This window comes from Nostoc sp. (genome assembly GCF_036917815.1).
Classification (GTDB): domain Bacteria; phylum Cyanobacteriota; class Cyanobacteriia; order Cyanobacteriales; family Nostocaceae; genus Nostoc.
On sequence record NZ_JBALEK010000068.1, the window covers coordinates 1 to 22,739 of the forward strand.

At 43.5% G+C, this 22,739-nt stretch carries 19 protein-coding genes; 8 read left to right on the forward strand and 11 right to left on the reverse strand.

Going from position 1 to position 22,739, the window contains the following annotated elements:
* Positions 1 to 325: 325 nt before the first annotated feature.
* The 5 genes from V7K97_RS21520 to V7K97_RS21540 form a co-directional block, all read right to left on the reverse strand.
* A complete protein-coding gene (locus tag V7K97_RS21520) occupies positions 326 to 1,729 on the reverse strand; it encodes a ferredoxin:protochlorophyllide reductase (ATP-dependent) subunit N (protein ID WP_292838136.1) in 1,404 nt (467 codons plus the stop codon).
* Between the two features lie 314 nt (positions 1,730 to 2,043).
* Positions 2,044 to 2,832: a DUF5331 domain-containing protein gene (locus V7K97_RS21525; RefSeq protein ID WP_334803037.1), complete on the reverse strand. Its 789-nt coding sequence runs from the start codon at positions 2,830 to 2,832 to the stop codon at positions 2,044 to 2,046.
* A gap of 32 nt (positions 2,833 to 2,864) precedes the next feature.
* Positions 2,865 to 3,731 (reverse strand): ferredoxin:protochlorophyllide reductase (ATP-dependent) iron-sulfur ATP-binding protein, encoded by an 867-nt coding sequence (gene bchL, locus V7K97_RS21530; protein ID WP_196528135.1) that lies wholly within the window; start codon positions 3,729 to 3,731, stop codon positions 2,865 to 2,867.
* Between the two features lie 701 nt (positions 3,732 to 4,432).
* Complete coding sequence (locus V7K97_RS21535; protein ID WP_099103731.1) at positions 4,433 to 4,687, reverse strand: TIGR02450 family Trp-rich protein; 255 nt, start codon at positions 4,685 to 4,687, stop codon at positions 4,433 to 4,435.
* Between the two features lie 96 nt (positions 4,688 to 4,783).
* Complete coding sequence (locus V7K97_RS21540; RefSeq protein ID WP_334803038.1) at positions 4,784 to 5,161, reverse strand: hypothetical protein; 378 nt, start codon at positions 5,159 to 5,161, stop codon at positions 4,784 to 4,786.
* Positions 5,162 to 5,301: 140 nt separating this feature from the next.
* Between V7K97_RS21540 and V7K97_RS21545 the strand changes: the two genes are divergently transcribed.
* The 4 genes from V7K97_RS21545 (at position 5,302) to V7K97_RS21560 (ending at position 9,868) form a co-directional block, all read left to right on the forward strand.
* Complete coding sequence (locus V7K97_RS21545; protein WP_334803039.1) at positions 5,302 to 5,433, forward strand: hypothetical protein; 132 nt, start codon at positions 5,302 to 5,304, stop codon at positions 5,431 to 5,433.
* Positions 5,426 to 5,662, forward strand: a complete 237-nt coding sequence (locus V7K97_RS21550; RefSeq protein ID WP_334803040.1) for a hypothetical protein — start codon at positions 5,426 to 5,428, stop codon at positions 5,660 to 5,662. Before V7K97_RS21545 ends, V7K97_RS21550 begins: the two co-directional genes overlap by 8 nt.
* A 250-nt stretch (positions 5,663 to 5,912) precedes the next feature.
* Positions 5,913 to 8,531, forward strand: coding sequence for an ATP-dependent chaperone ClpB (gene clpB / locus V7K97_RS21555; RefSeq protein ID WP_334803041.1), 2,619 nt, complete (start codon positions 5,913 to 5,915; stop codon positions 8,529 to 8,531).
* A 467-nt stretch (positions 8,532 to 8,998) separates the two neighbouring features.
* Positions 8,999 to 9,868: a glycosyltransferase family 2 protein gene (locus V7K97_RS21560; protein ID WP_334803042.1), complete on the forward strand. Its 870-nt coding sequence runs from the start codon at positions 8,999 to 9,001 to the stop codon at positions 9,866 to 9,868.
* Positions 9,869 to 10,364: 496 nt separating this feature from the next.
* On the opposite strand, the gene V7K97_RS21565 is transcribed toward V7K97_RS21560, so the two are convergent.
* On the reverse strand, positions 10,365 to 10,922 hold the full coding sequence (locus V7K97_RS21565; RefSeq protein ID WP_334803043.1) for an SRPBCC family protein: 558 nt from the start codon (positions 10,920 to 10,922) through the stop codon (positions 10,365 to 10,367).
* A gap of 421 nt (positions 10,923 to 11,343) precedes the next feature.
* Here V7K97_RS21565 and V7K97_RS21570 point away from each other — a divergent pair, with 421 nt between their 5' ends.
* The 3 genes from V7K97_RS21570 to V7K97_RS21580 are packed head-to-tail and all read left to right on the forward strand — an operon-like array spanning position 11,344 to position 13,032.
* Complete coding sequence (locus tag V7K97_RS21570) at positions 11,344 to 11,538, forward strand: hypothetical protein (protein ID WP_334803044.1); 195 nt, start codon at positions 11,344 to 11,346, stop codon at positions 11,536 to 11,538.
* A 39-nt stretch (positions 11,539 to 11,577) separates the two neighbouring features.
* Positions 11,578 to 11,742, forward strand: a complete 165-nt coding sequence (gene rd / locus V7K97_RS21575; protein ID WP_334803045.1) for a rubredoxin — start codon at positions 11,578 to 11,580, stop codon at positions 11,740 to 11,742.
* A gap of 51 nt (positions 11,743 to 11,793) precedes the next feature.
* Complete coding sequence (locus V7K97_RS21580; protein ID WP_334803116.1) at positions 11,794 to 13,032, forward strand: NAD(P)/FAD-dependent oxidoreductase; 1,239 nt, start codon at positions 11,794 to 11,796, stop codon at positions 13,030 to 13,032.
* Between the two features lie 266 nt (positions 13,033 to 13,298).
* On the opposite strand, the gene tkt is transcribed toward V7K97_RS21580, so the two are convergent.
* The 3 genes from tkt to acpP form a co-directional block, all read right to left on the reverse strand.
* Positions 13,299 to 15,311, reverse strand: a complete 2,013-nt coding sequence (gene tkt / locus V7K97_RS21585) for a transketolase (RefSeq protein WP_334803046.1) — start codon at positions 15,309 to 15,311, stop codon at positions 13,299 to 13,301.
* Positions 15,312 to 15,580: 269 nt separating this feature from the next.
* Complete coding sequence (gene fabF / locus V7K97_RS21590; RefSeq protein WP_334803047.1) at positions 15,581 to 16,831, reverse strand: beta-ketoacyl-ACP synthase II; 1,251 nt, start codon at positions 16,829 to 16,831, stop codon at positions 15,581 to 15,583.
* 211 nt (positions 16,832 to 17,042) lie between these two features.
* Positions 17,043 to 17,297 (reverse strand): acyl carrier protein, encoded by a 255-nt coding sequence (gene acpP / locus V7K97_RS21595; RefSeq protein WP_334803048.1) that lies wholly within the window; start codon positions 17,295 to 17,297, stop codon positions 17,043 to 17,045.
* A gap of 420 nt (positions 17,298 to 17,717) precedes the next feature.
* Between acpP and V7K97_RS21600 the strand changes: the two genes are divergently transcribed.
* On the forward strand, positions 17,718 to 18,623 hold the full coding sequence (locus V7K97_RS21600) for a CoB--CoM heterodisulfide reductase iron-sulfur subunit B family protein (protein ID WP_334803049.1): 906 nt from the start codon (positions 17,718 to 17,720) through the stop codon (positions 18,621 to 18,623).
* 544 nt (positions 18,624 to 19,167) lie between these two features.
* Here the strand turns inward: V7K97_RS21600 and lpxD are convergent.
* Together lpxD and dndD are read right to left on the reverse strand one after the other, a co-directional pair.
* Entirely contained in the window at positions 19,168 to 20,220 is a 1,053-nt protein-coding gene (gene lpxD, locus V7K97_RS21605; protein WP_334803050.1) for a UDP-3-O-(3-hydroxymyristoyl)glucosamine N-acyltransferase, read from the reverse strand.
* Positions 20,221 to 20,525: 305 nt separating this feature from the next.
* Positions 20,526 to 22,565, reverse strand: a complete 2,040-nt coding sequence (dndD, locus tag V7K97_RS21610) for a DNA sulfur modification protein DndD (protein ID WP_334803051.1) — start codon at positions 22,563 to 22,565, stop codon at positions 20,526 to 20,528.
* Between the last annotated feature and the right edge of the window lie 174 nt (positions 22,566 to 22,739).

A 22,739-nucleotide genomic window follows, 5' to 3' on the forward strand; every position in this document is an offset into this window, starting at 1 on the left:
ATCCCTAATTGGCAATCAGAGTTAAGAGATACAATTGAAGCTTGGTTGCAGAAAAAACTTGATCAAACTGCTCAAGATTGAAGTATTTTAGGCAATAAATTGCTGATTAAATAATGCTCTCTTCCTCTGTGTTCTCTGCGCCTCTGCGGTTCGTAAAAAAAAGGCGAACCCAAAAGTTCGCCCTTAAGATACTAAGCTGTTCCACATTTAAATTGCATAATTACGGCGGGCAAGATGCCCACCCCACAAGAGTTATATTTAATTCGGTTATGCAAATTAGATGTTTTTCAGCTTATTATGCTGTTGCTAGACCCAAACCCAAATATTAAATCTTCGCTTCTTCTCTCACCAACTTATCCCAACCCAAATCTTTCAAATTATTATTCCGACGCAACGGACGAGTCACCAACTCTAACATGTCACGCGCATTCGTAAAGCCGTGAATTTGAGCAAAAGTGAACTCCACCGACCACTTAGTATTAATACCCCGTGCTTCCAATGGGTTAGCGTGAGCCATACCAGTAATTACCAAGTCTGGTTTCAACGCATAAATTCGCTGAAGTTGATTGTAATTATCCGGCTTCTCTACAATCCTTGGCAGGGGTGAATTCATTTCTTGGCAAGTTTTCTCCAACAATGCCAACTCAGCAGCTTGATAGCGCTTATCCATGTAGGGAATGCCGATTTCATGAACAGTCATCCCACAACGGATTAAGAATCGGGCTTGGGAAACTTCCAGCAAGTTATCACCCATGAAGAATACAGATTTACCGCGAATCAGTTTGACGTAATCTTCCAAGCCAGCCCAAATTTGGGCTTCCCGTTCATCCAAACCCTTGGGAGTAATCCCAAACACCGAGCAGATTTTCTCAATCCAAGCGCGGGTGCCATCGGGGCCGATGGGGAAAGGTGCGCCAATGAGTTTACACTTGCGGCGGCGCATTAAGGTGGTAGCTGTGCGGCTGAGGAAGGGGTTGACACCAGCGACATAATACCCTTCTTCCAGTACTGGCAATTCTGTGAAGCGCTTCGCGGGTAGCCAGCCGGAAACTTTGATGCCTTGTTTCTTCAGTTCCAAGGTTAACTGAGTAACTACGGGGTCGGGAAGGGAGCCAAAGAGAACCAGTGGTGGATGATCTACGTACTCAGACTCATCTTGGGCGACATCTTCTTTCTTTTTACCAAAGTTGAGCAACTTAGCGATCGCATTTCGTTCAATTTTCTCAGTTTCCGCCACCGGAGCCTTATCAGGACAACGGTTAGCCATAGCAGCTAATACGGTGTCTTCCCCTTGGGTGAAGGCATAATCTAGACCATTTGCCCGCGCTACGACGATGGGAATCCCAATTTCCGATTCTAACTTCGGTGCCAAACCTTCCAAATCTGTTTTGATAATTTCGGTAGTGCAAGTGCCAATCCAGACAATTACACTAGGATTGCGATCGCGTTTAATCTGCAAGCACAACCGCTTTAACTCTTCATAATCACTCAGCTGTGCCGAAATATCGCCCTCTTCCAACTCTGCCATTGCATAGCGGGGTTCAGCAAAAATCATCACCCCCATCGCATTTTGCAGGAAGTAGCCACAAGTTTTTGTCCCAATTACCAAAAAGAAGCTATCTTCAATTTTTTGGTATAACCACGCCACGCAGCTAATTGGGCAAAAGGTATGGTAATTCCCAGTTTCACATTCAAAGCTTAAAGCTTCTGGTTGTTGAGCGACAGTCATTTTGGTTTTTTCTCCCCTTGATATTTAATGGCAGTTCAACTAATTTTAGATTTTAGATTGATAATTTTGGTGAAGCAGCGCGGTGAGCCAGCGCGTTGGGCGGGTTTCCCGACTTGAAGCGACTGGCGAACCCGTAAGGGTCTTGGGGGTTTCCCCCCATGAGTGACTGCTGAACCCGTTCGCGTAGCTTCTCCCAAGGGGAGAAGGGATTGAAGGCTGGGACAACAAAAGTATCCTCTGTCTAACGACAATTTCCCTAATTCCTCATCCAAAACCCCAAATCTAAAACTTAAAATTGCGAAGAACGGCAATAATTAAGCATTGGGGAAGAGGCGGGCAATTTCTGATTCATCAAAAACACCTGCTGGCAGTTCTTCCCCCAAAAAATCGTTATTTTCTTCAGCCTTTTGCAAAGCTGTTTCATCACCCCAGACATCTGATAACACGTCTTTAAACGCATTCTCATCTAGCGGACTATCTTCAAGCGCCTCTTCTTCATCCAGCTTTACTTCCATTGCAGCTGTTGAATCGAAGGCAATTTCCCCAAACTCATCTGCTTCTAAACTAGAGGTTTGGAGAGACTCATCTTTTGAGTCGTGTCCGTTGGTTAAGGAAATATCACCAAAGGCATCTTCGGTTTCCTCTAACTCGCTGATTTCCAGGCTTTCATCATCAGAATCGAGGATTGCGAACTCTTGAACTACCGCCACCGCCGCAAAGCCATTTGTATGAGAATGTGTCAATGTTTCATCTTCAGGCTTTTCGTCAACGATCGCAGCAGCTGCTTCTACGTATTTCTCTGGTTCTGGGTTGATGACGAAGCGATTACCGAGAGCTAAATCTGGGTCAAAATGCAAATCCAGTACCTGAATCAGCGTATCGGCATCAGGATTAAGTTTGGCAAAGGGCAACATTAACTGCGCTAGTTTTGGCTCTAGGGCGTTAAGAACTCCCAGGATGAGGTAAGAAGGTGGTCGCTTCCCGCCATCAGGGGTGTACACTGATTCCACTTCCATGTGTAAGGTAATCCAGTCTCGATTGTTCTGGAAAAATTGCAACCACTTTTGTTTGATTGAATCCGTAAAGCTGTCAAAGAAAGCCATATTATTGTCCCCCATCCTGAGAACTTGGTGATTTATACAATCATCAAGTCTAGTTCCTCTTCTGAATTAGGAACCTGGGGTTTACCCGGATTTAGATAAAAATCGGACAACAAAGAGAACAACTCCCGATCTGGTGTGTCGTTAGGTACAACACCTTCAGGACGCGCCAGAATTTGGTCGGCGATGTTGAGATAGTAGTCGCAAACGTAGTCTAGGGAAGGATCTTGCTCTGCCATTTCAAACAAAGTTTTCCCTTTCACACGGGAAACACGGATATCTTCAATTAAAGGTAAAACCTCTAGAACTGGCATGGGCACTGCTTCTATATATTTTTCAATTAAGTCGCGTTTGGAGGTGCGGTTGCCAATTAACCCAGCTAAACGCAGTGGGTGAGTTCGGGCTTTTTCGCGGACTGAAGCAGCAATGCGATTAGCCGCGAACAAAGCATCAAAGCCGTTATCTGTAACGATCAGGCAGTAATCTGCATAGTTGAGTGGTGCTGCAAAACCACCGCAAACTACGTCACCGAGAACATCGAAAAGAATTATATCGTATTCATCAAAGGCGTTGAGTTCTTTAAGTAATTTTACGGTTTCACCGACTACGTACCCGCCGCATCCAGCACCCGCAGGTGGTCCACCAGCTTCTACGCAATCCACACCGCCGTAGCCTTTGTAAATCACATCTTCCGGCCAGACATCTTCGTAGTGATAGTCTTTTTCTTGGAGGGTGTCGATAATTGTCGGAATCAAAAACCCAGTCAGGGTAAAGGTACTGTCATGTTTGGGGTCGCAACCAATTTGCAGTACTTTTTTGCCACGTTTAGCTAGGGCGACTGATATGTTACAGCTAGTTGTGGATTTACCGATACCACCTTTTCCGTAGACTGCTAGTTTCACTGTTGTTTGCCTCTTATAGCTGTTTGTCAAACTTGTGGCTCAAACATTTGCCTTCACCTGTCCTGAGATGGCGATGCGTGAGGTCTGTGAATGTCATTATTGGGCAAATTACCTAGAAAAGAAAGTGGCTCTTAATCTGTAAAACGGTGTTATTAGATGAATTAAAGTTTAATTATGACTATTTGCTTTTTAATGATCCTTAAAGACTTATAAAGCTCTAAAAATAGTCAATAAAAAGTTTTTATTAATTATTATTATAAAAATAGTTACAAAATACAAAAATATAAACTTCGCTTTTTTGAATGGTTTTCATAGAATTAGCTAAAGTTTTTTCAAGGGTTTGGGGCGCACGGTCAAGGGTAAAGAGAGGTATATGCAGCCTGATGCTGTAAATACTAATGGAATTTGCGTTAGCGTAGCTCCCCGAAGGTATCGCAGATAAATTGCCAGTTTTCAGTCGCTAGCCAAGACGGTTTAATTGCTGCTTGAGAGTAAGTTAGTCTGATTTTGTAAAAAATTATTAAATTACTAAATTAGGACTTACGCAAAATATCTCTCAAACTCTGATTACTCTGTGTTCTCCGTGCCTCTGCGGTTCGTTATTCCATAACTCTTGCGTAAGTCCTATAAATATTAGGAGGCGGCAGCCCCAATGAGGGGCATTCCCAGTCAGAGACTGGGAACGAGGCAAAGGAGGCAAATCAGGACACTTCAGTTTCAAGTCCGTGGATTTCCTGTAATGTTTGCCAGCCAGCTTGCCACTGGGAGTTATCTTGTAATAATTTGGCATTTATCCAAAAACGGACTTTCGGATCGCAAGCAGCAACCATTTCGGCGTAAACCCACTTAGCCTGATTTTTACGATTGACAACTTGGAAGTGCCGCCAGCCATCAACTTTTTGCTGTGCCGTCCACTTAGAACCAACTAGGTAAGGAAATTTTTGTTTTTTTGTCATTTCTTATTAGTCATTAGTCATTAGGAAAACACTTTCTTTATCCCCAGTCCCCAATCCCCAGCGATGCACTCAGCTTGTCGAAGTGTCCCCATTCCCCTAAACCAAATCACCATTACGGGTAAACTTCTGACAATCCAACTCACTATCTTGGTGGACACATAGCGAAAACCATCTAATATGACTCCAGCAGGTGTTGATATTGTTGGTAATTTTGCGCTTTTTCTTGGAAAGGCGTTGCCTTACGACTTCATTAGGGCAAAGAATTTCTAACGTACCCGTACCATCTTCGTAATTGACGATGCGAAATAGACAATCTTGCAACATCGCACGGCTACTGCTGTCGAAGAATCGCTTAAATCTCTGTAGCTTTTCCCCTTCAGTCATTTGGCTGATGGGTTTTATTTTCAAGAAATCTTCATTCTCAAAGTCAAAGTCATCATCTTCAAAGTCGTAGGGGTCAATCATTTTCAGCATCCACTAGGCGACCTGGGATTATGGTAACTCTCTGTGGGGGCAGGAAGAGAATGGTGGCGCTTTTTACAATTATCAATCGCTTGCTCAGGTGTTGTTCGCGTAGAGCTATAATTTGAGGCAAAGGATTCCCAACTGGAAGCATGACAACAGTAGCAATCTTGCCAATCTTTGATGCTGATGGTGAAAAAACTTATCGCGCCATTGCAGGGGTAAAACTAAGTTGGCAAAACTGCGGGGCAAGCCCTAGACGCGTTAACTACTCAGTTGGGTGAAACGGAGTTCAGCGCACTGCTTGTCATTCAAAATTTTAGCCCTGACCCGTTTTTTAGCGCTAAACAACAAAAACGGTTATCGGAATTGATGAGTTTATGGCGGTTAGGACGAGATCATGGGCAAGCATTGCCACCAGAGCAACAAGCAGAGTTGGATACTTTGGTTGAGGCTCAATTAAGAGCAGCAACAGCCCGAACAGCCGCATTGCTACAGCAAGAGAGTTTGTGAATCGGTATTACGGTGCGATCGCTGGGCGTGCCAACCATCGTTGTGAATACTGCCAAGCCCCTGAACTAATCTTTAATTTTCCATTTTAGGAACTACGGGAAAATACGACTTTTACAAGACGTGAACACCGATCTCGGCGATCGCTCCCATTTTCTTACAATAACCTTGTAAGCAAAAATTTTCTTTCCTTAGCTACCCTACGGGAAGGCATTCTTAGGGTGTCTAATGCGGTTCCTTATTCCAAAAGCCTATGCAACCTACTAATCCTGACCAATTTACAGAAAAAGCCTGGGAAGCGATCGCCCATACTCCCGATATTGTTAAACAATATCAACAACAGCAAATTGAAAGCGAACACCTGATGAAAGCGCTGCTAGAACAAGATGGTCTAGCAACTGGGATTCTCACCAAGGCAGGTGTTAACCTCCAAAAACTGCGCGATCGCACTGAACAATTTTTTCAACGTCAGCCGAAAGTATCTGGTAATAGTACCTCAGTATACTTAGGACGCAGTTTAGATACACTTCTAGATCGAGCAGATGGATATCGCCAAGAGTTTCAAGATGAATATATTTCAATTGAACACTTATTGCTGGCTTACGCTAAAGATGACCGCTTTGGCAAAGGTTTATTCCAAGAGTTTGGTTTAGACGAAGGCAAGCTAAAAGATATTATTAAACAAATTCGTGGGAGCCAAAAAGTGACCGACCAAAATCCAGAAGGCAAGTACGAAGCACTGGAAAAATACGGGCGTGACCTCACAGAAGCCGCCCGTAAAGGTCAACTTGACCCAGTGATTGGGCGGGATGATGAGATTCGTCGGACTGTGCAAATTCTCTCTCGCCGTACTAAGAATAACCCTGTGCTAATTGGTGAACCAGGTGTTGGTAAAACTGCGATCGCCGAAGGATTAGCACAGCGCATTATCGCAGGTGATGTACCTCAGTCCCTGAAAGACTGCAAGCTGATTTCTTTAGATATGGGTGCTTTGATTGCCGGGGCAAAATTCCGGGGTGAATTTGAAGAACGTCTGAAAGCAGTATTAAAAGAAGTTACTGAATCTACTGGCAAGATTGTTTTATTTATTGATGAGATTCATACCGTTGTCGGCGCTGGTGCAACCCAAGGCGCGATGGATGCGAGTAACTTATTAAAACCAATGTTGGCGCGGGGCGAATTGCGCTGTATTGGGGCGACAACTCTAGATGAATACCGCAAGCATATCGAAAAAGATGCCGCACTAGAAAGACGTTTCCAACAAGTTTTTGTGGATCAGCCCAGTGTCGAAGATAGTATTTCGATTTTGCGCGGGTTGAGAGAACGTTATGAAAACCACCACGGGGTGAAGATTTCTGATAGTGCTTTAGTGGCTGCCGCCGTATTGTCGAGTCGATATATTAGCGATCGCTTCCTCCCTGATAAAGCCATTGACTTGGTGGATGAAGCCGCCGCGAGATTAAAAATGGAGATTACCTCCAAACCAGAAGAACTCGACGAAATTGATCGTAAAATTCTGCAATTGGAAATGGAGAAGCTATCGCTGAAAAAAGAAAGTGATGCAGCTTCTCGTGAACGTCTAGAAAAATTGGAAAAAGAAATTGCCGATCTCAAAGAAGAACAAAGAACACTGAATACTCAATGGCAATCTGAAAAAGATATTATTGACAAAATTCAGTCGGTGAAAAAAGAGATTGAACGGGTTAATTTAGAGGTACAGCAAGCAGAACGCGATTACGATCTTAACCGCGCTGCTGAGTTGAAATATGGCACTTTAACCAGTTTGCATCGCCAATTGGAAGCTGTAGAAGCGGAATTGGCAAACACTCAAAGAAGTGGTAAATCACTATTACGAGAAGAAGTAACGGAAGCTGATATTGCCGAAATTATTTCTAAATGGACAGGGATTCCTATTAGCAAGTTGGTGGAATCTGAGAAAGAGAAACTGCTGAACTTAGAAGATGAACTGCACCACCGCGTCATTGGACAAGAAGAAGCAGTCACAGCTGTAGCCGATGCAATTCAGCGATCGCGCGCTGGATTGGCTGATCCCAATCGTCCCATTGCTAGTTTTATTTTCCTTGGGCCTACGGGTGTGGGTAAAACCGAGTTGGCGAAAGCGCTGGCGGCGTATATGTTCGATAGCGAAGATGCGCTAGTACGAATCGATATGTCGGAGTATATGGAAAAACACGCCGTCTCCCGCTTAATCGGTGCGCCTCCAGGATACGTGGGTTACGAAGAAGGCGGACAACTTACAGAAGCGATTCGCCGCCGTCCTTACTCAGTGATTCTCTTTGACGAAATCGAGAAAGCACACCCCGATGTATTTAATATCTTCTTGCAAATTCTCGATGATGGTCGCGTCACTGATGCCCAAGGTCATAAGGTGGACTTTAAGAACGCTATTATCATCATGACCAGCAACATCGGTTCGCAGTACATTCTTGATGTCGCCGGGGATAACGCCCACTACGACGAAATGCGCCGTCGGGTAATGGAAGCAATGCGAAATAGCTTCCGTCCAGAGTTCCTGAATCGGATTGATGAAATTATCATCTTCCACGGTTTAGATAAGAAGGAATTGCGGCAAATTGTGCTACTGCAAGTCGAGAGATTGCGGAAAAGATTGGGCGATCGCAAAATATCCCTAAAACTCTCGGATACCGCACTTGACTTTTTAGCAGAAGTAGGATATGACCCAGTATATGGGGCGCGTCCACTGAAACGGGCGATTCAGCGCGAGTTAGAAACTCAAATTGCCAAATCCATCTTGCGCGGTGAATTCAACGACGGTAACACCATCTTTGTAGATGTGCAGAATGAAAGGTTGTCGTTTAGCCGTTTACCAGTTGAGGTGTTCACTAGCTAATTAAATTCATTAAAAATCTTACGCAAAGACGCTAACTTACACAAGAGCGCCTTTGCGTTTTTTTGAATTATATCCAACTTTTCCAGACTAATTTTGAATGCGGACTATTGTTATAGCGGTTCTCGATTTAGTGAGGTAAAAGAACCCCACCCCCAACCCCCTCCCCGCTCTTCGAGAGGGGGCTAAGATGTACCTCATGTGATTAGGAAACGCTATATACCAATTATTGAAGATTGGTAGTTTTGTTTTATTTAAACCAATAATTCTTACTCCACCTCATCTGACAGGCCAACTTTAGACCTCTTGAAATTCTTGATGATGGTCGCTGCACTTGACTTTTTAGCAGAAGTAGGATTTTTGAATTATCTTAGGGGGAAAATGGGAATCCTAAATTATCTTCATCAAAGGAATTGGGAAAACTCCTTCCTAGTCCCCAGCCCCCAGTCCATTTTACGAGGTGATAACTAATGATTAGTATAATTACACCAGTTTATAACGGTGAGAAGTTTATAGAATCCTGCCTTCAAGTTGTCATTAACCAAAATTTTGCGGAAGTCGAGCATATTATTGTCGATGGCGGTTCAACTGACCAAACAATAGATATTATCAAATATTACGCCAATCAACATCCTCACATCCGATGGATTTCTGAAAAAGACCAGGGACAATCAGATGCGATGAATAAAGGAATTGCTATGGCACAAGGACTGATTATAGGCATTTTAAATGTTGATGATTTCTATGAGCCAAACGTTCTTAGCCGCATCTCAGAACTCTTTAAAACTCTACCAGAACCTAGCTTAATTGTTGGCAATTGTAATAAGTGGGATCATCGAGGTAAGTTAATTCAGATTAATAAACCTAAACGACTCCGACCAGTTGATTTATTGATGGGAAAGCAAATTAATGATGATGGAATGATTGATGTCACTTTTCCTGTCAATCCATCGGCTTACTTCTACCACAAATCCTTGCATCAAAAAATTGGAGTCTACAAAGTAGAAGAGCATTATGTAATGGATATAGATTTTTTACTTAAAGCAGTTAAAGTAGCTCATGTCAAATATTTTAATGAAATTTGGGGAAATTATAGATATTATCCAGGAACGAAAACTTTTGATGATTCTACAAATGGGACAAGTGAAAGGCGAATCCAACAGTTGTTTAAGGACTATACTAAAACACTCTCCTTTTTTGAGCAATGGGAGATACGTTTGAATCGGATCATGATTTTTATTCCATTAAGAATTTTTTATTTTTCTAAGTATCCGCAACGATTACCTCAATCGATTCATAATCGATTCATGAAATCGATTTCGTCTTTAAATAGTAAATAAGAAGTGGTAGTGGCACGGCATATAGCAATCCTAAATCATTCGTGAACAACGATATCCCCGACTTCTTAGAGAAGCCGGGGATCTGAGTCTTGTGATTTTCACAAATCAAATAGGATTGCTATATATTATATCATGTCCGCTTGATTGCTTATTAAACCCGAAGAACCCCACCCCCGCCAAAGCTATGCTTTGTCTCCCCTCCCGAAGAGCGGGGAGGGGCTGGGGGTGGGGTGTATTGACTGTGGTTAGCATAACTAATTATGCGGACATGATATTATTGGTGTCAAATTAGCTTTTCTGATAAATCCCGTTAAAGAAGAAAGGCAGAATGCAATAATCAGTGCTTGCTCTGAACCCACCACTGCGTAGCTAAACCATGTCCGCTACTCCTGCAAAGAAGCTACACGCAGCGTCTCTTAGAAAGCGTCTTGTTCGCGTAGCATCCCGCAGGGAAGACCACCAAATTTATACTTCAAATCAGCAACGCCGGAATTTTTTATTGAGTCTTACACATAACTTGTCGCATTTTACGCATATTTGCCGGCAACTCAAAGTTCATTGCTTGTTGAATGAAAATTGATGGAATTGGAATCAGAGGGGTAGCTTGCACAGTATAAGCAAGTATTGTGCCATTACCACAATCTTTGAGTTCTAAATTGGCGTTAAAGTCCTCAAAAGTCCCTTTTTCCATGCGAAACTGGATTTGCTGCCCCAGCACTTCTACAACGTTGAGGTAAATTTCCACTTGAGCCGTGAAAAAGAAGAAGGCTTTTTGTGCTGCTTGATATAGACGCTTGACTTCACCTTTCTGTACTACCTCGCTCTTGGTAATATCGGGAAAATATTGCACCCACCGGGGATAATCAGTTAGTTGCTGCCAAACTTGCGATCGCACCATCGGCACATACATCCAGGCTGTCACCGCGCCACCTGACGTTTTATGCGATCGCGTTTCTACCAAAATTTCACCCTGTACCAATAACTTTTGCTTGTCTTGACTCCAAGCCATATCTGAACCTGCAATAATTGAGTCTGATATATAAGACGCAGACATAATGATTTTAGTTACTCCTCAACTCATCCACCTAAATGGAGTTGAAACTACAAGCCACAAAACTTGATTTAGATCCAACCCATTAAATTTTAGTTCCAGTCTAATACCTATCTTTCCCGGAAACAGTGATTTTCTGCTAATTATTTCAGTCACTTTACTGTAAAAACTGTCTTTCTTATCACAATTAACACAATCAATACTTAAGTGAGGTTGATCAGAGCAATATTTGTAGATGAAAACTGAGTTGTTAACAGCTAGAATGGCACAAACACAACCTAATATCAAGCACCTTACCCCTAGGTCTGGATCGCATCTCTCGATTTTTACGTGTTATTTCTGATGAAACTGTAACTTCATCGTAACTTCATATCTTAATTGTGAATATCAAGTGTAATCTCTGTTGAGTTGAGAGGAAAAGTAGGTGAGTCAATCTTCTTTAAATCGTAGATTAATCCAGATTTTTGGTATGCTTCTTGGCATTAGCGTCGCCGTCTGGGTACTCAGAGGCTTTGGGATTCTCACTTTTATTCCAGGTGGAATAATTTTGCTACTGCTACTAGGGGCGATCGCCATCGGGATTATCAGTTACGCCCAAAGGAGATGGTGGCGTATTTAATCGGGAAGCAATGCCAATAATTTACTAGGGGAAACGAACATGGCAAAGTATAAATGTACTGTTTGCGGCTATATATATGACCCAGCAGAAGGTGATGAAGATGGCGGAATAGCACCGGGAACAGCCTTTGAAGATACACCAGAAGATTGGTCATGTCCAACTTGTGGTGCCCAAAAATCAGACTTTGAACCTGATGAAGAGTGAAAATAACAGCTAGCCTAGAGAGTAGGTGCTGTAAAAGAGACATTTTTGAAATTGTTACCGTTACAAATTGTAGTTATTGGGGGTGGGGCTGCGGGTTTTTTTGGCGCGATCGCTTGTGCTAAAGCCAATCCTCAAGCCGAAGTTACATTACTCGAAGCCAGTCGCCAACCCCTAGCGAAAGTGCTAATTTCTGGTGGCGGACGCTGCAACGTCACTCATGCTTGCTTTGACTCTGAGGAATTGGTGCAAAATTACCCTAGAGGTGCAAAAGCTTTGCGGGGTGCTTTGACTCGGTTTGGCCCTCAAGATACAGTAGCTTGGTTTGCTGCTGGTGGAGTCTATCTCAAAACTGAAGCTGATGGGCGGATGTTTCCTGTCACCAATACTTCAGAAACCATTGTGGAATGTCTGATTAAAGCGGTGGCGACATCTGGGGTAAAACTGCGTATAGGGACACACGTCACTTCAGTGAAACGAACCTCAGCAGGTGAGGGGTTTGATATTCTGCTGAAGTCGGGAGAGACGATTAAATGCGATCGCCTACTTTTGGCAACCGGTAGTAGCCTTGTGGGTTATAAAATTGTCCGAGAGTTAGGTCATCAAATTGAACCCCCAGTACCCTCCTTATTTACCTTCAACATTGTCGATCAAAAGTTGCGTGATTTGGCTGGAGTTAGCGTTAACCCTGCCCAATTGCGGTTATCTGGGGGCGGAAAATCCCAATTACAACAAACTGGTCCATTGCTAATTACCCACTGGGGTTTGAGTGGTCCGGCTGTTTTGAAGCTTTCGGCTTGGGGTGCGAGAGTTCTGCACGAAAGCCGCTATCAAGGCACATTATTGATTAATTGGCTGCCTAATTTGCACCAAGAACAAGTGCGAGAAAAAGTTTTAGCAGTTAAGGATGAATGGGGAAAGAAAGCGATCGCATTGCATCGCGGCGTTGATCTCCCCCATCGTCTCTGGCAATATATCATTGCCCGTGTAGGTATCACCACAGAAGACCGTTGGGCAGAAATATCTAGCAAAACCTTAAATCAACTGGTGCAAGAACTTACTCTGGGACAATACTTAATCAACGGCAAAGGAGCCTTCAAAGAAGAATTTGTTACCTGTGGTGGTGTCAAGCTTAAAGAAGTCAATTTCAAGACAATGGAAAGTAGGTTAGTTCCTGGTCTTTATTTTGCCGGAGAAATCTTAGATATTGATGGCGTTACCGGTGGGTTTAACTTTCAAAGTGCTTGGACAACCGGGTATTTAGCAGGAGTGGCAATGGCGACTAGCGATTAGTACTTCGGCACAGGGAGCAGATATGAACCCCAACTTCAGCCGAAGGCAAGTTGGGGTACTTCACTCTCTCGTTCCTGGGCTGCTGCCTGGGAATGCCTATTAGGGGCTGCCGCCTCCAGTCAGACATTGAGCCAGAGACTCAATGAATGCATTCCCAGGCTCCGCCTGGGAACGAGTAATGACTTAACTACTCTAATTTGCGTCAATTGAAAAAAAAGGCGGGCAAGATGCCCACCTCAGAGAATTTTGAGAATATTCTGTTGCTATTAACCCAACAATTGTTTAGCCTTAGCCAACACATTATCAACGCTAAAGCCAAACTTCTCTAAACAAACATTACCTGGAGCCGAAGCACCAAAGCGATCGATACTAACGCAATCGCCTTCACTACCCACGTATTTGTGCCAACCGAAACTGCTGGCAGCTTCTACAGACAACCGCTTAGTGACAGCTTTCGGCAAAATCGACTCTTTATAAGCCGCATCCTGTGCTTCAAACAGTTCCCATGAAGGTAGCGATACAACCCGGACTTTCTTACCTTCAGCCGTGAGTTTTTCGGCGGCGGTGACGGCGAGGCTCAATTCTGAACCAGTACCAATCAGGATGATCTCAGGTGTACCTTGGCTATCAACCACGGTGTATCCACCCTTGGCCACCTTCTCAATGGAAGTACCTGCCAAGTTGGGGACATTTTGACGGCTGAACGCCAACAGAGACGGAGCATTTTGTTTCGCCTTTTCGATCGCTATTTTATAAGCGCCATAGGTTTCATTACCGTCTGCGGGACGAAACACTAATAAATTAGGAATAGCTCGCAAGGAAGCTAGAGTTTCAATGGGTTGGTGTGTTGGTCCATCTTCACCTTGTCCAATGGAATCGTGAGTCATCACCCAAATCACGCCAGCTTGAGAAAGGGCAGATAAGCGAATGGCAGCACGCATATAATCTGTGAAGATCAAGAAGGTAGCACCGTAGGGGATTAATCCCGAACTGTGGAGCGCTATCCCATTACAGATTGCGCCCATAGCATGTTCCCGAACTCCAAAGTGGATGTTAGGGTTTTCGTAATGCCCTTTTTGGAAGTCGCCCTTACCCTTGATTTCGGTCAAGTTGGAGTGGGTTAAGTCAGCCGAACCACCAATCAATTCAGGTAAAACCGCCGCCAGTTTGTTGAGGCAGGTTTCTGAATGTTTGCGGGTGGGCAATCCTTTATCTTCGGGGGTGTAGGTGGTTAGTACCTTGTCCCAACCATCGGGCAGTTTGCCGCTTATGTAACGTTCAAATTCAGCTGCTTCTTGGGGATACTTAGCTTTGTAGTCAGCGTATGTTTTATTCCATTCGGTTTCGTAACCTGCACCGCGTTCCACTGCTTTGCGTGTGTGGTTGAGAGCATCTTGTGGAATATCAAAAGGCTCGTATTCCCAACCCAAATTTTTCCGAGTCAATGCTATTTCGTCTCCACCCAAAGCAGCACCGTGAATACCAGCAGTGTTTTGTTTGTTGGGGGAACCATAACCGATGGTGGTTGTCACCTTAATCATTGATGGTTTATCGGTGACAGATTTAGCTTCTTCAATTGCTTTAGCGATCGCTTCTAAATCAGTATTACCATCTTTGACATGCAAAACGTGCCAACCGTAAGCTTCAAAGCGCTTAGAAACATCTTCGGTGAATGCCACATCTGTGGAACCGTCGATGGAAATGTGGTTGTCGTCGTATAGAGCGATGAGTTTGCCTAATCCCAAGTGCCCCGCGAAAGAAGCAGCTTCACCAGAAATTCCTTCCATGTTGCAACCGTCACCTAAAATTACGTAGGTGTAATGGTCAACAAGCTTGGTATCGGGTTTGTTAAATTTAGCGGCAAGGTGTGCTTCCGCGATCGCTAAACCAACTCCATTGGCGATTCCTTGACCCAAGGGACCAGTTGTGACTTCCACGCCTGGGGTTTCAAAGTTTTCTGGATGTCCGGGAGTTCTAGAACCCCATTGACGGAATTGCTTAATATCTTCAATCGTCACGCTATCGTAGCCTGTCAAGTACAGTAGGGCATACTGCAACATTGAGCCATGACCGGCAGACAAGACAAAGCGATCGCGATTAAACCACTTGGGATTCTTGGGGTTAAACTTCAAAAAGCGATCCCAAAGCACAAAAGCCATTGGAGCCGCGCCCATTGGTAGTCCTGGGTGTCCCGATTTTGCCTTTTCTACGGCATCAACAGCCAAGAAGCGGATCGAGTTAATACAAAGTTCTTCGAGGGATTGGGTTGCAACAGCCATAATCTCTTGTTTTTAACGACGGGTTAGCACTCTTTGTAGCTTCTCTTGCTGGGGTTATTTTAGATTCCCCATAGTATCTTCATCATCCCATTCCCGCTTGTGGATGGACAAGCGGGATCTCCTGAGTTTATGGTGATAAATCAAGCTGATAATTGGGTCATGCTGAACGCTTACTTTATATCCGAATGATATTTCTGATACTTTGGGGATTGGGGATTGGGGAATGGGGATTGGGCAGAGTTGGAGCAAACCTCAATTCTTGCCTTCTTTTAAATGTATTTCTTAAAGGCTAGTGTGACATTATGACCGCCAAACCCAAAAGAATTGGATATTGCTATCTCGACTTTTTGAGCGCGGCTAGAGTGAGGCACATAATCTAAGTCACACTCTGGATCGGGATTTTCCAGATTGATTGTCGGTGGAATTTGGTCATTAGCGATCGCCAGTACTGTTGCTATTGCTTCAATACCCCCAGAACCGCCCAATAAATGACCTGTCATCGATTTGGTGGAGCTAATTGCCACCTTATAGGCATGTTCTCCCAAGGCTTTTTTGATTGCTGAGGTTTCAGTTGAATCATTAGCTGGGGTGCTAGTGCCGTGGGCGTTAATGTAGCTAATTTGTTCGGGAGTTACTTGTGCATCCTTGAGAGCTAGTTCTATCGCTCTAGCTGCTCCGAGTCCACCAGGTACGGGGGAAGTGATATGGTAGGCGTCGCAGGTCATACCATAGCCGATCATTTCGGCATAAATGTGAGCGCCGCGATTGATGGCGTGTTGGAGTTCTTCTAGAATTAAAATTCCTGAACCTTCACCCAAGATAAATCCATTGCGATCGCGGTCAAAGGGACGGCAAGCATGAGCCGGATCATCATTGTTAAAAGAGAGTGCCTTGCAAGCGGCGAACCCAGCTATCGACAATGGTGTGACAGCTGACTCCGTTCCCCCGCAAATCATCGCCTGGGCATATCCACCTTGAATTAAGCGAAAAGCATCTCCTATGGCATTGGAGCCAGCAGCACAAGCGGTTACAGGGCAGGAGTTGGGACCTTTAGCGCCTGTGTGAATTGCCGTTAATCCTGCCGCCATGTTAGCGATCATCATCGGGATCATGAATGGACTACAGCGATCTGGACCACGGTTGAGGTAGATAGTTTGCTGGTCTTCTAATACCTTAATGCCACCAATGCCAGAACCGATCATGACACCTACCTGTTCTGCATTCAGGTCATTGATCACTAACTGCGCGTTAGATAGAGCCTGTTTTGCTGCCGCAACCCCAAATTGGGAAAATCGATCCATACGCTTGGCATCTTTACGCTCCAAGTAATCATGCGGATCGAAATTTTTCACCTCACCAGCAATCCGGCAATCATGGCGAGACGCATCAAATAATGTGATGTAGTCAATGCCATTGCGTCCACTCAATAATCCATTCCAATATTCTGTTGCTGTGTTACCTATTGGTGTAATCGCGCCAACACCAGTTACAACAACGCGTTTACGTGTATGATCTGTCATGATTCAGTTAAAAATGGCGAAAAAGCAGCAGGCAAAAAATTCGAGCCTACCAACTAGGTACTGGTGAGCCAGCGCGGTCTTAAAGGTTTCCTTTGTGAGCGACTGGCATCGGGTTTGCCGACTTAGAGCGAGTGGCGTTAGCGACGTTCCTAACGTCACCCAAAAGGTGACTAGGTGTTGGATAAAAATTTTCCCAATCCCCAATCCCCAATTAAGCTGATGCGGTAACTTTACTATTGATGTAATCTACTGCGTCTTGAACCGATGTAATCTGCTCCGCAGCTTCATCGGGAATTTCGATTTCAAATTCTTCTTCCAAGGCCATCACCAACTCAACGGTATCGAGAGAATCTGCTCCCAGGTCTTCCATAAACTTGGCTTGTGGTGTCACTGTATCAGGCGATTCAACACTCAGTTGTTCGATGACAATTTTCTTGACTCTTTCAAAAAGTTCCGTTTGGCTCATAAGTAATAAAATTCCTTAACCAGTTGCGAAGTTCTGCTCTTGATCGGAGACATTGTTTTGAGCATATACATCTTATCGTCAAGCGCGATCGCCCGCATACTGCCAAGGGTTTTTATCTGAGAAAACCTTTCTTCTAATGAAGAATGGGGTAAGTTTTCTCTTAATACTTGGGTAGTGGGGCATGTTACGCTATGGCCGATACCTTGTAAATGCTTCGGGTTTCCAATTATTGCTAAGATTTTTTACAATGTCTCCATCGGTATTTACAGCCTTGCTAGCAATAAGAATATGTAGATGCTGCGGCTTTTAACCTAGACGGTTAAAGGGTTGCTGAACATCAAACATCAGAACTTCGGTGCTAACAAGGGATGATAAAACAGTTATTGTTGAGAGCGATCGCTCTAACCCAAACATACTTCTATGCTACCTCACACCCTGAAATACGCTTACTTCCCCGGTTGTGTTGCCCAAGGGGCCTGTCGGGAACTTTACCAGTCAACTCAAGCCCTTACCCAAGCACTGGGCATTGAACTAGTTGAACTGAAAAAAGCTGCTTGCTGTGGTTCTGGCACATTTAAAGAAGATTCCCAATTGCTAGAAGATACGGTCAACGCCAGAAATATTGCTTTAGCAGAAGAATTAAATCTGCCCTTGCTTACCCATTGCAGCACTTGTCAAGGTGTTATCGGTCACGTCAATGAAAATCTTAAGGAATGTAAGACTTCTAACCCGAACTACATTGAACAGGTTAATGGCTTGCTGCACAAAGAAGGCTGTTCACCTTATCGTGGCAGTACTGAAGTTAAACATCTTCTCTACGCCTTGGTGACAGATTACGGTTTAGAGGAAATTACCAAACGTGTGACTCGGAAGTTAAGTGGATTAAAATGTGCCGCGTTTTATGGCTGTTATCTCCTCCGCGCCCAAAAATCTATGCCTGATGACGATCCGTTCCAACCGGAAGCGATGGAAAATATGTTTCGGGCGGTGGGTGCAACACCAATTTATTACCGAGGTCGGACACAATGTTGTGGTTGGCCGCTTTCTAGTTATGCCACTACCCAATCTTTCCAGATGGCGGGGATGCATATTCAAGACGCTTTAGCATCTGGTGCTGATTGTATAGTTACGCCTTGTCCTCTGTGCCACTTAAATTTAGATTCGCGTCAGCCAGAGGTAGAAAAGGTGATTGAACAGAAGCTAGGTTTACCAGTGTTGCATTTACCCCAGCTGATTGCTTTGGCACTTGGGGTTAGTCCCAAAGAACTAGGTTTAGACCGTCACGTTGTTTCCACAAAACCAGTTTTGGAAAAATTAGGATTTTAGCTTGACAAAGTACTAGGGTAAGGCGATCGCATTTCTATTTGTGACAAGGAAGCGTTTAATAAAGTTGCTGTCCAGATCCCCGACTTCTTGAACTGACTTTTCACGGCATCTGGAAAACCTCACCGAACAAGGCAAAAGTAAAAAGTAAAAAGGCAAAAGAAAGAAAAAGAAAAATGGTTTGAGAGCAACTAAATTTATTTATGGAATGAAATAAAAACATTTATTTCGAGACGCGCAGCGCGTTCGCCTTTGGCGTCTCCTAGAGAGAAATAAGGTGTCCTTATTAAATCCCCTCAATTTATTTATGGGGATTATCTTTTTACTTTTTACTTCTTAATTCTATTTCTCTCTTCCTTTAAGGAGGAGCCACTGCGTTGGGCGGCGAGCCACTCTTGTTGCACGTGGCGTCAGAGACTTTGAATTTTCCCGCTTCCCTCCTAGGGAAGGGGGTTAGGGGGTTAGGTTTTTGGTGGACTTTTCCACATAACGTGAAAAGTCAGACTTCTTGAAGAAGTCGGGGATCTAAATCTATTACAGCAGCAGCTTAATCATTACTATTTTTTAATTTACGTTGCAATTGTTTTAGCGATTGATACATATCTGGCAAGCGACTATAAATAGCAGATGCCTTGAGATATAATTTGTGAGGAAGGGCTGGAGTTCCAGAGACAATTTCTCCTGGGGCAACATCGTTATGAATTCCAGCTTGAGCCGATGCGATCGCTCCATCTCCCATTTTCGCTTGATTGGCAATTCCTACTTGCCCAGCTAAGATTACCCGATTTCCAAGTTTGACCGCGCCGGCCATACCAGCCTGACCTGCGATCGCACAGCCGGCACCAATTTGGCAACCATGACCTATTTGTACTAAGTTATCAATTACTGTATTGCTACCTATCCGTGTTTCTCCGACGGCTGGGCGGTCAATGGCGGTATTGCAGCCAACTTCCACGCCATCTTCTAGGACTGTGTAGCCAGATTGTTCCATTTTGAACCAACCAGTCCGGGTAGGAACGAAGCCAAAGCCTTCTGCACCAATGACAGCCCCACTGTGAATGACACAATCTGCACCGATGCGCGTGCGTTCGTGGATGGTACAGTTGGCGTGTAAGGTGGTGCGATCGCCGATTTTGGCATCTGGATAAATCACCACATTGGGATGAATGATTGCACCATTGCCAATTTCTACCCCTTGTTGAATCACAGCATGGGGGCCAATATAAACATCACTACCAACTTTTGCGGTGGAGTGAATTACAGCAGTGGGATGAATTTCTGGGATGGGGCGATATGGTTGGTAAAAAAGTGCGATCGCTTTGGCAAACAACAGTCGCGGATTTGGGGTCTCTATCCAGACAATACCCCTCTCTTGTGCAAGCATCTGTAATTTTTCGTCCTGGGGCAAAATTAAAGCAGTAGCATTGGTCTTGCTGACAAAAGACCCAAATTTTGTACCTTCTACGTAGCTGAGAGTACCGTTGGTAGCTTCATCAACGGCTGCTACCCCTGTAATTTCTAGGTCATGGTCTGGGTTGCTAGTCAGACTATGATTGGTAGCCGCATCACCAAATTGGCGGAGGATTTCGCTGAATTTCATTGTTCGGTGTGTTCAAAATTGATCTACAAAGGATGGTAGCTTTATTTTTGCCACTTTATACTAGCCAGATAATTAGTAATTAAGATAGAGATTATTTATCTTTTAGAAAGTTCGAGGTTTTCAAATGATTAATAATATACAATAATTCTGACTGGCTGCGAGTTGAAGGACTAAGCTGGGATAATTGGCTATCAACAGATTCTTAGAAATAAGAGTTAATCCTTAACTCAAGGGTATTATCTAGGCTGAAAAAAGTTGCGTAGTTTACCGCCGCAGGCATCGCTCAATTTTTTAGAGGCTATCTACTACCAAAAATATTGATTTTCTATCACTGTTGTTTGGCGGGTGCAGGAGTCGTATTTGAGCAGGTATTCACGAGCGATCGCTTCGTTTTCTCGCAGTGTTTCTACTTCTTTCTGTCCAATCTCGGTATCGGTAGATAACAAAATTACTTGATGGCTGGCGGATGGAAAGTAACGTTCAACTAAGTTACTGCGGTGAGAGGAGTCTAGTCTACCTAACGGTGTATCGATTGCTACTGGCAAGCGGTGTCCAGAGACTTTGGCTAAACCCCAGAGGAAGGCGATCGCTAGTAGTTGTTTTTCGCCAGCCGATAAACGATGCTTGGGAACTGGTTTACCATTGAAATCATACAAGGAAAGTCCGAAAGTATTAGTATCAATGGCAATACGATGCACTAAATCGGATTTGTGAAGGAGATAAAGGAAGCAATTTTTAACTTCTTCCTCTAATTTATTGAGCTTTCTCAAGGTTAATTTCTCACGGAAAATCTTGAGTGTTTCTTGAACTTTAGCCGCAGAGGTAATAATATGTTCGTTATTTTTATGTTTAATATTTTCTACAGTGTATTCACTTAATTCTTTTTTTGACTTAGCAATAATAGTTTCTAATTCAGCTAACCGACGGCGAATTGTTTCGTAATTTGCTTTAGCTTCAACAACTTGATTTTGTGCCACTTCTACTGCCTGACGCAGCTTTGTATAATCTTCTGGTGCTGCTGCTGTTTGCACTTGTCTTTCCAGAGTGATAATTTCTTCTTCTTGATTTTTGATAATAGCTAATTTTTCTTTTGCCGAAATTTGAGAATTTTGCAAATGATAGATGAGATTATCTAGCTGACTTAAGGTTTCATCATCAGCTAATAACCAAGGTGCTTCCATATCGAGAGTTTTTGCATATAAATTATCTACATCTTCGACTAGAAATGATTGAATTTTTTCAACTTGTGTTACAGCAATTTCTACCTGACTTAGCCAACTGAGTAAGCGCTGATCTCTCTCAATTAACAAATCTTTGGAAATTTTGATCTGTCGATGGCGAAATTCTTGTTCTCCCTGGGTTTGCACTTGAGTAAGTAAATTGGGAATTAATGCTAGAGGTAAAACATCAGCCGCCAATTCACACATTAACTGACGCACTTGTTCAATTTCCGCAGTTTTCGCTTTCTGCTGTATTTCTAGTTGATTGCGTTCTGCCGCAATTTTACCACCCTCAGAAATGAATTTATCAAAAGCTTCTTGCTGCTTTACTTCTAATTCTTCTAGCTGATTTTTGATATTTCCTAAATTCTGTTCAGTTTCTTGATAATCTTGTTGCTGTTGCGTCAATCTTTTTTCAATTTCTTCTAGATTAGCTAAATCTTTAGTATCAGCAAATTCTTTGCGTTTACGGTTAACTAAAATATCTAAATCAACTGCCAAACGATCTGCCAACTCTAGTCCAAAAAGTCCGCGAATAGCTTCAACAACAATTGGTGGTGGTATTTCCTGTTCTGCGAGTTCTTTAACCTGTTCACCATCAAATAGAAATAAGTTAGAAATTCCTAAAGGCAAAAGATTTTCTATATACTCATCCCAGATATTAACTAAAGCATCAGGCCATGTATCACTGTCACCTAAAATACCTAATGTATCTTTACCATCTTTAGGGTTTTTTGTCCAACTACGCACAACACGGTATTTTATTGGCTTATCATTTTCAATATGTTCAAAAAGTAATTCAATCCGGGTATCTGCAACGGGATCGATTCTCTTGGAAAGTTGCTCCTCTTGGGGAGACCCCAAGACCGCACTTTCCGCTTTGTTGTTAACACATTGATTGAGAAAATCGCCATAACTTAAATTACCACGGGTAGAACATTGGGCGCGGGGTCCATAAAGGGCGAGACGAATGGCATCCATTAGCGTAGTTTTTCCGCCGCCATTCATGCCACCTAATAGGATAATTGGACGCGAGTTTTCTTCATCAGTTTTTGGGTTAAGATTAATTACCTGTTTACCACTGTAAGGGCCAAAGTTTTGTAATACGAGTTCAAGAAATATCATTGATTTTTAAGATTATTAAATATTGGGGAAAGAAATACCGGGCAAATGTGATTCGCGGTTATGCACTCAGATATCGGGCGAATAGAATTCGCGGTTATGTAGGTGAAGTTTATCAGATATCGGGCGAATAGAATTCGCGGCTACACAGGCAAAGTCCGCCTTCGCGGACTAAAT

Excerpts from the sequence above, each read along its gene's own strand:
- V7K97_RS21520 (WP_292838136.1), bottom strand. The coding sequence starts at position 1,729 with ATGACTGTCGCTCAACAACCAGAAGCTTTAAGCTTTGAATGTGAAACT.
- V7K97_RS21525 (WP_334803037.1), bottom strand. The coding sequence starts at position 2,832 with ATGGCTTTCTTTGACAGCTTTACGGATTCAATCAAACAAAAGTGGTTG.
- V7K97_RS21535 (WP_099103731.1), bottom strand. The coding sequence starts at position 4,687 with ATGACAAAAAAACAAAAATTTCCTTACCTAGTTGGTTCTAAGTGGACG.
- V7K97_RS21540 (WP_334803038.1), bottom strand. The coding sequence starts at position 5,161 with ATGCTGAAAATGATTGACCCCTACGACTTTGAAGATGATGACTTTGAC.
- V7K97_RS21545 (WP_334803039.1), top strand. The coding sequence starts at position 5,302 with ATGACAACAGTAGCAATCTTGCCAATCTTTGATGCTGATGGTGAAAAA.
- clpB (WP_334803041.1), top strand. The coding sequence starts at position 5,913 with ATGCAACCTACTAATCCTGACCAATTTACAGAAAAAGCCTGGGAAGCG.
- V7K97_RS21560 (WP_334803042.1), top strand. The coding sequence starts at position 8,999 with ATGATTAGTATAATTACACCAGTTTATAACGGTGAGAAGTTTATAGAA.
- V7K97_RS21565 (WP_334803043.1), bottom strand. The coding sequence starts at position 10,922 with ATGTCTGCGTCTTATATATCAGACTCAATTATTGCAGGTTCAGATATG.
- rd (WP_334803045.1), top strand. The coding sequence starts at position 11,578 with ATGGCAAAGTATAAATGTACTGTTTGCGGCTATATATATGACCCAGCA.
- tkt (WP_334803046.1), bottom strand. The coding sequence starts at position 15,311 with ATGGCTGTTGCAACCCAATCCCTCGAAGAACTTTGTATTAACTCGATC.
- fabF (WP_334803047.1), bottom strand. The coding sequence starts at position 16,831 with ATGACAGATCATACACGTAAACGCGTTGTTGTAACTGGTGTTGGCGCG.
- acpP (WP_334803048.1), bottom strand. The coding sequence starts at position 17,297 with ATGAGCCAAACGGAACTTTTTGAAAGAGTCAAGAAAATTGTCATCGAA.
- V7K97_RS21600 (WP_334803049.1), top strand. The coding sequence starts at position 17,718 with ATGCTACCTCACACCCTGAAATACGCTTACTTCCCCGGTTGTGTTGCC.
- lpxD (WP_334803050.1), bottom strand. The coding sequence starts at position 20,220 with ATGAAATTCAGCGAAATCCTCCGCCAATTTGGTGATGCGGCTACCAAT.
- dndD (WP_334803051.1), bottom strand. The coding sequence starts at position 22,565 with ATGATATTTCTTGAACTCGTATTACAAAACTTTGGCCCTTACAGTGGT.